Genomic DNA, 13,471 nt, shown 5'->3' with positions numbered 1-13,471 from the left:
AAATAATTCCTTTACAGCATTTTATGACCATATTATAATGGTAAATAACAGCAACGATTTACATACACTGGTTCATCGGGGTATAGCGCAGCTAGGTAGCGCGCACCCTTGGGGTGGGTGAGGTCGTGGGTTCGAATCCCGCTACTCCGATTATAATCCAAATGTCCTGCTGGTGCAGCTCGTGCGCCTGCCGGGCATTTTTTTGTATATTACATATATCCTATCGCTCTTTATCGCTACTGGGTTTTGACGAGCTAGCCGTATGCAACGAATGTATGTACTTAAAAGCATTGAAGGGAGATAGGATGAAGCCGCTTCGCTTATTCACAGAATTCAGAGGCAAAAGTGGCAAATCAACAATCCCTTCAATGCTACCATTTATGACTTTTTTAATTTACCTCTAAAGATTCCTGAAGGGCCTTAGAAGAAGTGCTGTAATCAGCATAACGGGGAAGCACAATAGTGTAGTATATGCCTACCATAACGGTACAGACCCCAACTAATAAAAACAAGAGCTCAATTGAAATAAATGAAGGAAAGCTTACAGCAATGAAACCTAATGTAAGTGACTGGGACAGCATCATTAACGGATTAATCAAACCTTGTACACGTCCCATCATTTGAGGATCTACAATACGAGGCAGCCATCCTCCTATGCCGATGTTAATGAACGGAAGTATCAGTGCAATGACAAAATTGATAATCAGAAAAGCATAGAGGTGATTAACAAATCCAAGTATGCACATACCTATTCCGGCAACCAGAACTCCGGCTGCAATCATTTGGTGTAGCTTTAGCTTGGCGGAGATGAGGGAAGCGATTAGGGTACCAAGCAACACACCAGCCCCAAAAATAATACCTGTCCAAACCATATACTGCTCATAGTTGCCTGGAGCTAGCTTATATTTAAGAATAAACATCGGTAAAACGCTAAAGCCTCCATTTAAAATACCGAACATAAAAAAGCCTGAAACCAACCAAAGCAATAGTCTGTTGCGTAATATGTAAAGAAACCCTTGTTTAAAATCAATCATGACCAGTTTAAATTTTAATTGTTTAAATTGATGTGCCCCGTTCGGAAGGCGTACTTCCTTGGGAATTTTGCAGGAACGAATAAGCAGTGCAGACACAATAAAAGAAACAGCATCAATGAGGATGGCTCCAGTAATTCCAAGGTGCCAGTAGACGACGGCCCCCAAAGTTCCTCCAAATAACATGAAAAGACTCCCCATCATTTGATTGAGGCCTGCGGCAATGGTGTAATCTTCTTCGTTTAATATCCCCTGTATAATGGCACTTTCGGCTGGGAAGAAAAATTTGGAGGCAGCACTACGGATGAAGAGAAGGGCAAATACCAAAGGAATCGAATCGACCCAAATAAAAATAAGTAAGCATAAGGATAAAAAAGCGCTAATCCAGTCACAATTAACAGCAATTTTTTGTCTGTCCATCCGATCTGCCAGCACTCCAACCACGAGAAATACCACCAGCATCGGGAGCGAATACATTAACTCGGCAAGTGTTGCATAGTAAGGCTGATTTGTAAACCGTTTCAACAAATAAAACATGAATGCAGTAACCCCGATAATTCCCCCCATTTGTGAGGCGAAGGTTGCCAGAAAAAACCTGACATAATTCTTGTTTCTGAGTATTTGTTTTAGTCCAGTCACAGTTCCATCCCTTTCGCTTTCAAAGCGGTTTTTAGATGCCTAAGTAAAATAATAGTGAAAAGTAGGAAAATTGTACAGAAAAGTGACTTTAATGTCACTATAAGTTTGAATTTGCATCGTATCTAAAGACTAAATAACCAGCCATCGGTTGATATCCGACGGCTGGTTATTTAAGTTGTCATGTGCTTAATTCCTGACTCACAAAAGGGTGTCAATCTCTAATCTTAATAAAGCTAGATCCTCGCCATTTGTAGCGATTCCTTTTTTATACCAGTCACAGTTTAAGTTTGTGATTAGGATATCCTGTTATATCACATCCTAATCTTTGAATGATCAAGGCTACAGAATTACAGAGTAGCCCGATTCATCTCATTTATGCATGGATATGTTGAGAAAAAGGAAATGCTCATAGCTAGAAAACTTTATACAATGGAAGAGAAATAAGCACTGTGAAATTCGACTTTTGATGATGGATTTCATATAATGTGAACATATTGTGAATAACTCAAATTGAAGGTTTAGCAAAACTACAAAATCAAAATGATTTCCGTCCAGCTATGAATTTCAAAATTTGACGGAGGGAACGAGATGACAATGGAAGAGAGCAGCAGACAGGTACCTTGGCAGACGTATTACGGACCTAATCTAGGTTATGTGCAGGACCAGTACGAAAAGTATGTAGCGGACCCCGGAACGGTTGATCCGGCTTACCGCGAGCTGTTTGATCAATGGGGCGAGCCGCCACAATCCGAATATTCGGCTGCTTCCATGATAGACAACAAATTGCAAGGCCCCCCCGCCAATGCTTTGGGGCACCTTGATTCAAACACATTACAGAAAGCGGTTACAGCGGGCAAAATGGTATGGAATATCCGTGAATACGGACATTTGGCCGCCCAAATCGATCCACTGGGACTGGATGCAGAGCAGGATACACGTTTGCTTGATCCAGCATCTTACGGTTTAACTGAACAAGACCTGAAGGCTTTTCCAGCCTCTTTAATATGGGATAACGCTCCAGCGGGAACACTGAACGGGTGGGAAGCCATTCAACGGCTACGTGTAGCATACACCGGACCGATTGCCTATGAATTTAGTCATATTCATAACGAGGAGGAACGCCGCTGGTTGAACAGCTATGCAGAATCCGGCTGGTCCTCCAAGCCGCTCACAACACAGGAACGCAAGTCATTGCTGGGCAGATTGGTAGAAGTAGAACAGTTCGAAGAGTTCTTGCATAAAACATTCGTCGGACAGAAGCGTTTTTCCATCGAGGGTAATGATGTGCTTGTCCCTGTACTCGACGAGATTATCCGTCTAACCACAAATGCAGGAGCAAGTCATGTTCTGATGGGCATGGCGCATCGCGGTCGTCTGAATGTATTGGCACATGTGCTGGGCAAGCCTTACAGCAAAATTTTCTCTGAATTTCATCATTCACCGAATAAGGATCTGATCCCGTCGGAGGGTTCCACGGGAATTAATTACGGCTGGACCGGGGATGTAAAATATCATCTGGGCGCGGATCGTTTTGTGAAAGATGGGGAAGCCGTACAGGCCCGTCTGACATTGGCGAACAACCCAAGTCACCTGGAATATGTGAATCCGGTTGTCCAAGGCTTTTCACGCGCGGCGCAGGAAGACCGCAGTGAGGCAGGCTATCCGAAGCTGGACGTTAGCAAGGCAGCTACCATTATTATGCATGGTGACGCGGCGTTCCCGGGTGAAGGTATCGTAGCCGAATCACTCAATTTCACCAATTTGCGTGGCTTCCGTAATGGCGGCACAGTGCATATCATTGTGAACAATCGTCTGGGCTTTACGACAGAGAGTGTTGATTCACGCTCGACCCGTTATGCCAGCGATCTGGCCAAAGGCTACGAAATTCCAATTGTACACGTAAATGCGGATAATCCTGAGGCTTGTATTGCAGCGGCTCGTATGGCTGGTGAGTATCGTAATCGCTTCAAGAAGGATTTTCTGATTGATTTGATTGGCTACCGTCGTTATGGTCACAATGAATCTGATGATCCAGAAACGACTCAACCGCTGGTGTATCGCAAGGTAAAGAATCATCCAACGGTGAGTAAATTGTATGCTCAGAAGCTGATGAAGCAGGGCATCGTGGATGAAGCATTTAACGCTGGTCTGATTGAGAAGGTACAAAACCGACTGAAGGAAGCACATGAGCATGTGAAGAATCAACCGGAGGAGGAGCCTGAATTTACTGCTGTGAAGGCGAAAAAAAATCAGAGCTCACCGGTCCGTACTGCGGTTGAATTGAAAAAGCTGCGCCAAATCAATGAGAACCTGCTCAAATGGCCACAGGCTTTTCATGTATATCCGAAGCTGGAACGAATTTTACAACGTAGAAAAACAGCTCTGAACGAGGGTGAAAAGGTAGATTGGAGCTTGGCGGAGACACTGGCTTTAGCTACCATTTTAGCAGACGGCAAGCCTATTCGTATGACAGGCCAGGATGCGGAGCGAGCTACTTTTGCTCATCGTAATCTTGTGCTGCATGAGCCTGAAACCGGGCGTACTCATTGCCCGCTGCATACGTTGCCGGAAGCACGTGCTTCGTTCAGTATTCATAACAGCCCATTGTCTGAGGCATCTGTCCTCGGCTTCGAGTATGGGTATAACGTGTTTTCTCCTGAGACCTTGGTCATTTGGGAAGCACAATTTGGCGATTTTGCTAACTGTGCGCAGGTTATTTTCGACCAATTCATTTCCGCCGGCCGTGCCAAATGGAGACAGAAGTCCAGTCTGGTGATGCTGTTACCACATGGTAGCGAAGGACAAGGACCAGAGCATTCGAGCGCACGTCTGGAGCGTTTCCTCCAGTTATCTGCACAAAATAACTGGACTGTCGCCAATTTGAGCAGTGCCTCACAGTATTTCCATCTGCTGCGCCGTCAGGCTGCATTAAGCGAAAGTGAGGAAGCTCGTCCGCTTGTGATGATGTCGCCAAAGAGCCTGATTCGCAACAATCGTGTCGCTTCGCCTGCTTCGGAATTCAGCGAGGGAACATTCCGTCCTGTGTTGGAACAACCTGGTCTGGGATCACGTCCGGATCGTGTAGAACGCATTGTACTGTGCAGTGGCAAGATTGCCATTGATCTGGAGGAAGCATTGGAGAAAGATAAGAATGGAAATGAAGCAGAAGAGCGCCTGCACATTATTCGTGTAGAACAGTTATATCCTTTCCCGGTGGAGGAAATTCGGAATATTTTCAGCCGCTTCCCACATGCTAAGGAGTTCGTATGGGTTCAGGAAGAACCTAAAAATATGGGGGCCTGGAGCTACATGGAGCCTCGTCTGCGGGAGGTTGTGCCACAGGGAGCGGAAATTCGCTACGCAGGCAGACCGGATCGTTCCAGCCCGGCGAGTGGTTATCAGCAAGTACACAGCCTAGAACAACAGAGAATTATTCAATCAGCGTTGAAGCAGGATTTTAAAAATAATATTACACTGGGGAGGTAGCGGCTGTGAGCGATATTATAGTGCCAGCAATGGGAGAATCCATCACGGAAGGAACAATCTCCAAATGGCTTGTGAAGGAAGGAGATTCCGTAGGACAGGGAGATGTTCTACTGGAGCTGGAAACGGATAAGGTCAATCTGGAAATTAGCGCGGAAGAAGCGGGTGTAGTCCAAAAAATCCTTCGTCAGGAGGGGGATACTGTGGTTATCGGTGAAGCTGTTGGCTTGATCGGAAGCGGCAGTGGTGCAGAAGCAACTGGTGCCGGAGAAGCTGCAGCGACTCAAGCGCCTGAAGCGCCGTCCGTAGCAACTTCACCGACTTCCGCAGAAAGCGGCGGTAAAGCAGTAGAAAAGTCTGCACCGCCCATTCCAGCAAATGGCGACGGAAATGTTCAGATAGCATCACCATCCGCCCGGAAGCTGGCACGCGAGCGCGGGATTGACCTTGAGCAAGTTCAGGGAAAGGACCCGCTCGGACGTGTATTCCAGGAGGACGTAAAAACGCATAACAGCGCTGAAGCATCTCGTGCAGCATCTGTATCTGCATCTCCTGCTGCTGGCAAGTCTGTGACTTCGTCTCCAGCCCAAACAGAATACAGCAAGCCTGTTGAACGGCAGCGGATGTCCCGCCGCAGAGCGACGATTGCCAAGCGTCTGGTTGAAGCACAGCAAACAGCTGCCATGCTTACCACTTTTAATGAAGTGGATATGACCGCAATTCTCGATGTGCGTAAACGCCGTAAAGATAAGTTTAAAGAGAAACACGACGTAGGGTTGGGATTTATGTCCTTCTTTACGAAAGCAGTGGTTGGTGCACTCAAACGCTTCCCTACTGTGAATGCAGAAATCAATGGCGATGATATCGTATTGAAAAAATACTATGATATCGGGATTGCTGTATCTGCCAAGGAAGGTTTGGTCGTTCCCGTTGTCCGGGATGCTGATCGCCTTGGTTTTGCTGAGATCGAGAAGAGTATTGCCGATTTGGCTAGCAAAGCTCGCTCTAATTCTCTTTCCCTGGCAGACCTGCAAGGAGGAACCTTTACTATAACCAATGGAGGTATTTTCGGTTCACTGCTGTCTACGCCAATTCTTAATACACCGCAAGTGGGTATTTTGGGCATGCATAAAATCCAGCTTCGCCCGATTGCCATCGACGAGGAGCGTATGGAAAATCGTCCAATGATGTATATTGCGTTGTCCTACGACCACCGTATTATTGATGGCAGTGAGGCGGTACGTTTTCTGGTAACGGTCAAAGAATTGCTGGAAGATCCCGAATCATTGTTGCTGGAAGGATAACATAAATCGCGGGCGAGTGTGTATCACCTCTATACATGCTGATAAAAGCAGACTCTTGCGAGTCTGCTTTTTTTCCTGCATAGTACTAACATAAGGCTATAGATATGGCAGACATTCAGATACAGAGAAGGGCGGGAACTGTTGTGGACAAAGACTTGCGCTACCCGATTGGACCGTTCGTGGTTCCAGACACCATTACAGAAGAACAGCTGATGACATGGATCGACGACATTGCTGAACTGCCTGGAAAGCTGCGTCAGGCGGTCGAAGGACTGAATGAGCAGCAGCTCAATACGCCTTATCGCGAAGGAGGGTGGACGATTCGGCAGGTAGTTCATCATCTGGCAGACAGTCATATGAACAGCTATATCCGTTTTAAGCTGGCGCTGACCGAGGATACACCGACAATCAAACCCTATGATGAAGGGCGTTGGGCCGAAATACCAGATGCCAGAGAGCTTCCCCTGGAACCTTCGTTGCAATTGCTGGAAGGACTGCATGAACGATGGGTGACCATGCTGCGCTCGTTAGGGGAAGATCAGCTACACCGAACATTTATTCATCCTGAATCGGGTCAGACGATCCGTCTGGAACGAAACATCGGCATTTATGCCTGGCATGGCAAACATCACACTGCTCATATTACTTCCCTGAAAGAACGAAATGCATGGTAATTTATTAGTAAATAATGGTAATATAGTAAAAATTTAAAGGAATAAAAAAGAAACCTTTACAGCCACTTTTATTGTGCTGTAAAGGTTTCTTTTTTTAATCATCATGAGGATGATGAATTGGGCAAAGCTCATAAAGCGGATGCTTCGGAAGTCCCGGACAAAACGGAAACAGAGGTCGCCCCTGTGTTAATATGACGGTCGAGCCAGTCCACGATGTCATTCATTACCTCGTCGCGATTGGTTTCATGCAGCATCTCATGGCGACCATCAGGATAAAGACGATACTCCACGTCTTGAAGCTCCAGGCTTCGATACATATCCACTAGCGACAATACACCTTTCCCAAACAAGCCCACCGGATCACGATCCCCGGCAAAAATATAAACGGGCAGTTTGGGATTGATGTTTTTCAGCGAGGCAGGCCAATGTATTTCTTGCAAAAGCCTGAAAAAATCAAGGAAAAAGCCAGTCGTGCAAATAGCTCCGCATAATGGGTCGTGCACGAACTGATCTACCTCCTCAGGATCACGGGACAGCCAGTCGAACGCTGTACGCACCGGACGAAAGGCACGGTTAAAGCCACCAAAGACCATAGCGTTGAGCAGCATGCTGCGATGATCCATTCCTTGCAGTTTGGCTTGCAGCAGAGCAACCTGCTCTCCGAGTTTCAGCAGACCACGTCGTCCGTTGGTTCCTGATAAAATAAACCCATGATACGCCTGCTGATCATCATACATAATTTTCTGCGTTAAAAAGGACCCCATGCTGTGACCCAGTAAAAAACGAGGCTGGTCAGGGAATTCCTTGGCCACAATTTCGCCTAGCTCCAGCATGCCCTTTGCCATTCGGTTGAACGCATTGGCTCCCGGCATACCGAGCTTATCAGGATCACCCGCTGTGCGCCCGTGGCCGATATGATCGTTGGCATACACACCGTAGCCAGAAGCAGTGAGCTTTTCCGCCAGCCTAATGTAGCGGTAGGACGTTTCACACATGCCATGCGAAACTTGAACGATTCCCTTAACGGGAATAGTCTGCTCGGGCAGCCATCGGTAGGCAAAAAGCTCCGTTCCGTCATCTTCAGCGATGGTGAAGGTGTATTCCCGCATGATTAGACATCACATCCTTTAAGCTTTAAGGAAGATAAGATCTAAGTACGGTCATTCCGTCATTCAGCGTGTAACCGCCCAGATTAGCAGGGAGCAGGAAGCAATCTCCAGCTTTACAGGAAAGAGACTCCGCATTATTGTCCCATGTTATGGTTCCACTGCCTTCGCAAATCACAAGGATAGTGAAGCTGTCTTCCGTTGTAGAAAGTGTCCAACTTCCATCTACGATACCCTTTTCCACAACAAAATACTCACAGGATGCCAGTTGGAGCCATTCTCCGGGCTGTAAGCCGTCCGTTTTCATTGTTGTTGCGCCTGCACCTTCGTAGGAAGTCACATTAAGGGAGTCCTCGATGTGCAATTCACGAGGTTTGCCGTCCAACCCAGGGCGATTGTAGTCATATAAACGATAGGTTGTATCCGAATTTTGCTGAATTTCAGCAACAACAACACCTGCACACAGTGCATGTACGGTTCCAGCGGGGATGAAGAATGTATCGCCGGCTTCAACTGGAACTTGACGCAAACTGCCCATGATATCTCCGCTTTCAAGAGCTGTACGCAGACTTTCACGGGTTACACCTTCGGTCAGACCATAAATAATTTTGGCATCCGGCTTGGCATCAAGCACATACCACATTTCGGTTTTTCCTAATTCTCCAGCTGGAAGTCCAGCGTAATCATCTGTCGGATGCACCTGAACAGATAAGTCATCATTACAATCCAGCAGCTTGATCAAAAGTGGAAAACGTCCGCCTTTTTTCGATACGCCCTTTGCCCCAAGCCAATCCTGTCCGTAGGTCTCACGAATTTCATCCAGTCCTTTTCCAGCCAGCTCGCCATTGATGACCGTTGTTGTTCCGTTCGGATGATCGGCAATCATCCATCCTTCGCCAATATGTCCTTCTGGTGGGGTCAGACCGAATTGCTCTAAGGCTCGTCCTCCCCAAACTCTCTCTTTGAACTCAGGTTGAAATTGCAGCGGGTATGGCTTTAGCATGATTTCTCTCCTCCATAATGAGTAATGAATACGATCTAACAGAATCAGGCAATCAAAACGTGCCGCTGGGCAACAAACCGGGTGAATAGACCCATATGGCGCTATAAAAATATATGTAAGGCGGCTAAAAGACCGCTCATTACCTAATATGCGAGTTTAACAACCCGACATTATTTCTTTTCAACCGCGACTACGTAAGGCGAAGCGTCTCGTTGCAATTGACGGTAAATAATGCTTTGACCGCTGGAGACCGGGAGGGCAGAAGCCCATTGAAGGACCGCTTCTGCTTCTTCCCTGCCTCCGGCGTGCCCTGGGTATAAAACGGCAGTCAGAATCCCACGCGGTCGCAGTAATTGCAGGGCAGCTTCAAGTGCGACTAGCGTGCTGTCTGTATGCGTGATGACCGTAGGATCGATATCTTCGGACGGCAGGTAGCCGAGGTTAAACATGACCGCAGCCACTTTGCCTTGCAGCAGGTCTGGAATAGCCTGCCGCATTTGCTCATGGCCTTGCAGCAATAGTGATACTTCTGCTAATGAAGGGGAAGCGTTTTCTTCCAGCCGACGGCGGGCGTAATCCAGAGCTGCCTGCTGAATATCAAAGCCATAGACGCGGCCCCGTTTGCCAGCAGCTTTAGCCAGAAACAACGTATCTGCGCCTGTGCCTACAGTGGCATCTATAGCAGTATCGCCTGGCTGCACCCGCGCAGCTACCAATTGATGAGCATAACTCAGAACAGACAGGAATCCCATTTTAAGACTTCCTCCAGTATTTTCCTTGCCACGATTCACGTGATTTTAGTTCATTATCAATGCCGTTAAGCACTTCCCATTTTTTAAGCGACCACATAGGCCCCATTAGTAAATCACGTGGTGCATCTCCGGTCAACCGATGAACGATCATTTCAGGGGGCAAAAACTCCAGCGTATCTACAATGAGCTTAATGTACTCGTCCTTTTCCAGAAAGTGTAGCAATCCTGCTTCGTACTGCTTGACCATTGGCGTTTTACGCATGAGATGCAGCAGATGGATTTTGATGCCCTGCACATCCATAGCAGCTACTGCCCGTCCTGTATCAAGCATCATTTCATGCGTCTCCTGCGGTAGACCATAAATGATGTGGGCGCATACACGGATATTCCGCTTGCGCAGCTTTTCCACTGCATCCAGATAGCACTGAGTATCATGAGCACGGTTAATCAGCTCAGAGGTCGATTCATGGACGGTTTGCAGACCCATTTCGACCCACAGGTACGTGCGTTCGTTCAGTTCAGCTAAATAATCGACTACATCATCAGGCAGGCAATCAGGACGTGTAGCGATGGACAGACCGACAACGCCGGGCTGCTCCAAAATAACCTCGAAATATTCTCGCAGTTCCTCAACCGGGGCATACGTATTGGTATAGGCTTGAAAATAGCCAATATATTTAGCGTTGGGCCATTTTAAATGCTGGCGGTCCCGAACCGTATTGAATTGCGTGACCAAATCATCGCGACGACGTCCGGCAAAATCACCTGATCCGCGTGCGCTACAAAAGGTACAGCCTCCTTTGGCAATGGAGCCATCGCGATTGGGACAGGTAAAACCCGCATCCAGCATGACCTTGAACACTTTATTTTGAAATTGCTCGTGCATTTCGTAATTCCATGTATGGAATCGTTTATCTCCCCATAGAAGAGGAGCAGGCAACAAATCAGTTTTCATGGGAGGACTCCTTTTTTTACGATCACCCTATTGTAACAAAATTCAATCTTAAATGGGAATCACTTGACCGAGAAAGTCATTAAAAAGTGCGGATTTTATGGCTTTACGGATTGAAAAAGGTTACACAATATGTTATATTGTAAGCGGTACCAGACATATCATAAAAGGACTGTTTTTGATCCTGAAGATAAAGAGTTATCAGTCGCTAATGATTATTCTTCAGGGAGGTAGCTATGCTGCTTCTATCGCCTGCTTTAGAGGAAGTGCACGTCGGTTCCATCACAAATAACCCGTGAGGTGATCTTTTATGAATACGCAGGATAAGACGCGTATGGATAAAGTTACGGTTGAGTTAACCTTTGATGAGGCGTTAGCATTGACTGGTGTCCGTTTTGGACAGGATCGTCAGATTGGAACGGCTGCACGTCAAAAAATCAGAGCCGCTTGCCAAAAGACAATTGATTTTTCACCTGCTGATAGGGTAGACTATGAACAATTAAATTAGTTGGACCCCAATCCAAATATATTGAAAAAGGAATTTCATTTCCGTATCTTCAAGCGGGGGTGGAATTCCTTTTTCCTTGATAACAGAGCATATGGAGGAGTAACATGCGTTTACGCGGAAGAAAAGGAATACGTGAAAGTCTGGAAGAACAGCAAGATCTGGTCATCTTGGAGCCATCACAGTATAAGGGGAAATGGCAGCAGCTTTTTGGTAATGATCGTCCCATTCATGTGGAATTTGGTATGGGTAAAGGGCAATTTATAAGTCAAATGAGCTACCGGAATCCAGAGGTTAACTATATCGGCTTTGATATGTATGATGAGCTGGTTCGCCGTGCTACGGAAAAGTCCCGCCTGGCCTGGAGTGATTCAGAGGTGGTTACACCGCCGAATATCAAATTAGCTTTGGCAAACATCGAACAGATCGAAAATGTTTTTGAACCAGGAGAAGTAGAACGCATTTATCTGAATTTTAGCGATCCCTGGCCTAAAGCCAAGCATGCTCGCCGTCGCTTGACGCATCCGCGTTTTTTGGACAAGTACCGTCAGCTTTTGAACAGCAGAGGACAAATTCATTTTAAGACGGACTCGGAAACATTGTTTGAATTTTCTCTAAATTCGTTCGCTGACAGCGGTCTGCAAATGACGAATATTTCGTTAAACCTTCATCGTGATGGGATCAATGAGGAGCATGTCATGACGGAATATGAACAAAAGTTCATGGGTAAAGGTATGAATATTCATCGTGTCGAGGTGCTGATTGGCAAAGACGCTTTGGAGAAGTACGAAAAAAATCGCCTTGAAAAATACGGAAAGTAATAGCAGGCAAAATAAATAAGTATAAAAGACAGGGTGCTTCCAATTAGGAAAGCACCCTGTTCGGTTCCAGTATATCCAAAATACTCTGTGCGCTCTGAAGAGGATAATATCGCGCTACATTATGGATGTGCTCCTGTCGCTTGCGAACGATTTCTGGAAAATCGTATAGCAGTCGGTTCATCCATTTAACGACAACATCCAGCGAAGTAATCGGTTCTCCGAAGCCTTGAGCCGTAAAATACTGACAATTTTCCTCCTCCTGTCCAGGGAGAGGCTTGTGAAACAGCATCGGAATCCCTTTGGCCAACCCCTCGGTGCATGTCATTCCGCCGGGTTTGGTAATGAGCAGATTCGAAACTTCCATTAATTTGTCGATTTCCCGTGTGAATCCGAAAATATGAATATTTGGATGATTAAACCGGGGATCTAGCTCCATTTTACGACGAATTTTATCATTATGCCCCAAACAAAAAATAAATTGAATTTTTTCTCTCCAATCGGTAAGCGAACGATGTATAAATTCGTCATTCATCAGGCCCCAGCCGCCGCCCATAACAAGTACTGTCGGGATGGGTTTAAGTCCAAATTGTTCTCTGATTTCATCGTGCCCTGGATGTTCCCAAAAATTGGGATGCACCGGAATGCCGGTCACCTGGATTTTTGATACGGGTACTCCGCGCGCGCGCAGCTTACGCATGACTTCAGGCGTAGATACAAAGTACCGGTCAACCTCAGGACTAATCCATGTTCCATGTGCATCGTAGTCTGTTATGACGGTACACAGCGGGACATGTAGACCTAAGCGCTTCAAACGTGAAATGACCGCGCTTGGGATGGGGTGAGTACATACCACCAAATCGGGACGAAGCTGCCGAAGAATATTTCGGGTCTGTGTGTAGAACAGACGGTGCAAAGCGAGCGTTGTAAGACGGTTTAATGATTTTTTGTATTGATGACGGTAAACCAATCCGACTAGGCGAGGCTGCGATACAACAGTCTTCTTGTATGCTGTAATAATGAGCGGGGCCATTCTCGGATTCAAAAAGCTCCCCAGCTCCAGCACTCTTGTCTGCACATCCGGAGAAAGCTTCCGCAAGCTGCTTGAGAGCGCGTAGGCAGCTTGAGTATGTCCGGCACCGAAACCTTCCGATAATAATAACACTCGTTTTTTAGCCACTCTCATTTCACCTGTTCCTGCTGG

General features: G+C 46.5%; 11 protein-coding genes and 1 tRNA gene. 6 read left to right on the top strand and 6 right to left on the bottom strand.

Annotation, left to right across the window (positions count from 1 at the left end):
- Positions 1 to 76: 76 nt before the first annotated feature.
- A tRNA-Pro gene (locus ABEW32_RS23980) sits at positions 77 to 150 on the top strand.
- Between the two features lie 239 nt (positions 151 to 389).
- Here the strand turns inward: ABEW32_RS23980 and ABEW32_RS23975 are convergent.
- The gene (locus ABEW32_RS23975; RefSeq protein WP_090887852.1) at positions 390 to 1,670 is read right to left on the bottom strand and encodes an MFS transporter; all 1,281 of its coding nucleotides are present in this window, start codon (positions 1,668 to 1,670) and stop codon (positions 390 to 392) included.
- Between the two features lie 588 nt (positions 1,671 to 2,258).
- Here ABEW32_RS23975 and ABEW32_RS23970 point away from each other — a divergent pair.
- The 3 genes from ABEW32_RS23970 to ABEW32_RS23960 all read left to right on the top strand — a co-directional run bounded on the left by ABEW32_RS23970 (position 2,259) and on the right by ABEW32_RS23960 (position 7,131).
- Positions 2,259 to 5,156 carry a 2-oxoglutarate dehydrogenase E1 component gene (locus ABEW32_RS23970; RefSeq protein WP_430192467.1) on the top strand — a complete coding sequence of 966 codons (2,898 nt, stop codon included), beginning with the start codon at positions 2,259 to 2,261 and terminating at the stop codon, positions 5,154 to 5,156.
- A gap of 5 nt (positions 5,157 to 5,161) precedes the next feature.
- Positions 5,162 to 6,457: a 2-oxoglutarate dehydrogenase complex dihydrolipoyllysine-residue succinyltransferase gene (odhB, locus tag ABEW32_RS23965; RefSeq protein WP_430192465.1), complete on the top strand. Its 1,296-nt coding sequence runs from the start codon at positions 5,162 to 5,164 to the stop codon at positions 6,455 to 6,457.
- 143 nt (positions 6,458 to 6,600) lie between these two features.
- The gene (locus ABEW32_RS23960) at positions 6,601 to 7,131 is read left to right on the top strand and encodes a YfiT family bacillithiol transferase (protein ID WP_430192463.1); all 531 of its coding nucleotides are present in this window, start codon (positions 6,601 to 6,603) and stop codon (positions 7,129 to 7,131) included.
- Positions 7,132 to 7,259: 128 nt separating this feature from the next.
- Here ABEW32_RS23960 and ABEW32_RS23955 read toward each other — a convergent pair whose 3' ends face one another.
- From ABEW32_RS23955 to mnmL, 4 genes are all read right to left on the bottom strand, one after another.
- On the bottom strand, positions 7,260 to 8,240 hold the full coding sequence (locus ABEW32_RS23955; protein WP_430192461.1) for an alpha/beta fold hydrolase: 981 nt from the start codon (positions 8,238 to 8,240) through the stop codon (positions 7,260 to 7,262).
- A 25-nt stretch (positions 8,241 to 8,265) separates the two neighbouring features.
- Positions 8,266 to 9,240: a type I phosphomannose isomerase catalytic subunit gene (locus ABEW32_RS23950; protein ID WP_430192459.1), complete on the bottom strand. Its 975-nt coding sequence runs from the start codon at positions 9,238 to 9,240 to the stop codon at positions 8,266 to 8,268.
- Between the two features lie 170 nt (positions 9,241 to 9,410).
- Positions 9,411 to 9,992, bottom strand: coding sequence for a tRNA 5-(aminomethyl)-2-thiouridylate-methyltransferase MnmM (gene mnmM / locus ABEW32_RS23945; protein ID WP_430192457.1), 582 nt, complete (start codon positions 9,990 to 9,992; stop codon positions 9,411 to 9,413).
- Position 9,993: 1 nt separating this feature from the next.
- Entirely contained in the window at positions 9,994 to 10,947 is a 954-nt protein-coding gene (gene mnmL / locus ABEW32_RS23940; RefSeq protein ID WP_430192455.1) for a tRNA modification radical SAM protein MnmL/YtqA, read from the bottom strand.
- A gap of 307 nt (positions 10,948 to 11,254) precedes the next feature.
- On the opposite strand from mnmL, the gene ABEW32_RS23935 reads away from it, so the two are divergent.
- Positions 11,255 to 11,452, top strand: coding sequence for a hypothetical protein (locus ABEW32_RS23935; RefSeq protein WP_058712019.1), 198 nt, complete (start codon positions 11,255 to 11,257; stop codon positions 11,450 to 11,452).
- Positions 11,453 to 11,556: 104 nt separating this feature from the next.
- A complete protein-coding gene (gene trmB, locus ABEW32_RS23930; protein ID WP_430192453.1) occupies positions 11,557 to 12,270 on the top strand; it encodes a tRNA (guanosine(46)-N7)-methyltransferase TrmB in 714 nt (237 codons plus the stop codon).
- 43 nt (positions 12,271 to 12,313) lie between these two features.
- Here the strand turns inward: trmB and ABEW32_RS23925 are convergent, their stop codons facing one another.
- A complete protein-coding gene (locus tag ABEW32_RS23925; protein ID WP_430192659.1) occupies positions 12,314 to 13,447 on the bottom strand; it encodes an MGDG synthase family glycosyltransferase in 1,134 nt (377 codons plus the stop codon).
- Positions 13,448 to 13,471: the final 24 nt, after the last annotated feature.

Source organism: Paenibacillus jamilae (assembly GCF_050482105.1).
Classification (GTDB): domain Bacteria; phylum Bacillota; class Bacilli; order Paenibacillales; family Paenibacillaceae; genus Paenibacillus; species Paenibacillus jamilae_B.
The sequence above is the reverse complement of the archived record's forward strand: the minus strand, read 5'-3'. Positions and strand labels throughout refer to the sequence as shown.

What these genes read in the sequence shown, in the direction of transcription:
- ABEW32_RS23970 (WP_430192467.1), top strand. Translation starts at nt 2,259, where the DNA reads ATGACAATGGAAGAGAGCAGCAGACAGGTACCTTGGCAGACGTATTAC.
- ABEW32_RS23955 (WP_430192461.1), bottom strand. Translation starts at nt 8,240, where the DNA reads ATGCGGGAATACACCTTCACCATCGCTGAAGATGACGGAACGGAGCTT.
- ABEW32_RS23950 (WP_430192459.1), bottom strand. Translation starts at nt 9,240, where the DNA reads ATGCTAAAGCCATACCCGCTGCAATTTCAACCTGAGTTCAAAGAGAGA.
- mnmM (WP_430192457.1), bottom strand. Translation starts at nt 9,992, where the DNA reads ATGGGATTCCTGTCTGTTCTGAGTTATGCTCATCAATTGGTAGCTGCG.
- mnmL (WP_430192455.1), bottom strand. Translation starts at nt 10,947, where the DNA reads ATGAAAACTGATTTGTTGCCTGCTCCTCTTCTATGGGGAGATAAACGA.
- ABEW32_RS23935 (WP_058712019.1), top strand. Translation starts at nt 11,255, where the DNA reads ATGAATACGCAGGATAAGACGCGTATGGATAAAGTTACGGTTGAGTTA.
- trmB (WP_430192453.1), top strand. Translation starts at nt 11,557, where the DNA reads ATGCGTTTACGCGGAAGAAAAGGAATACGTGAAAGTCTGGAAGAACAG.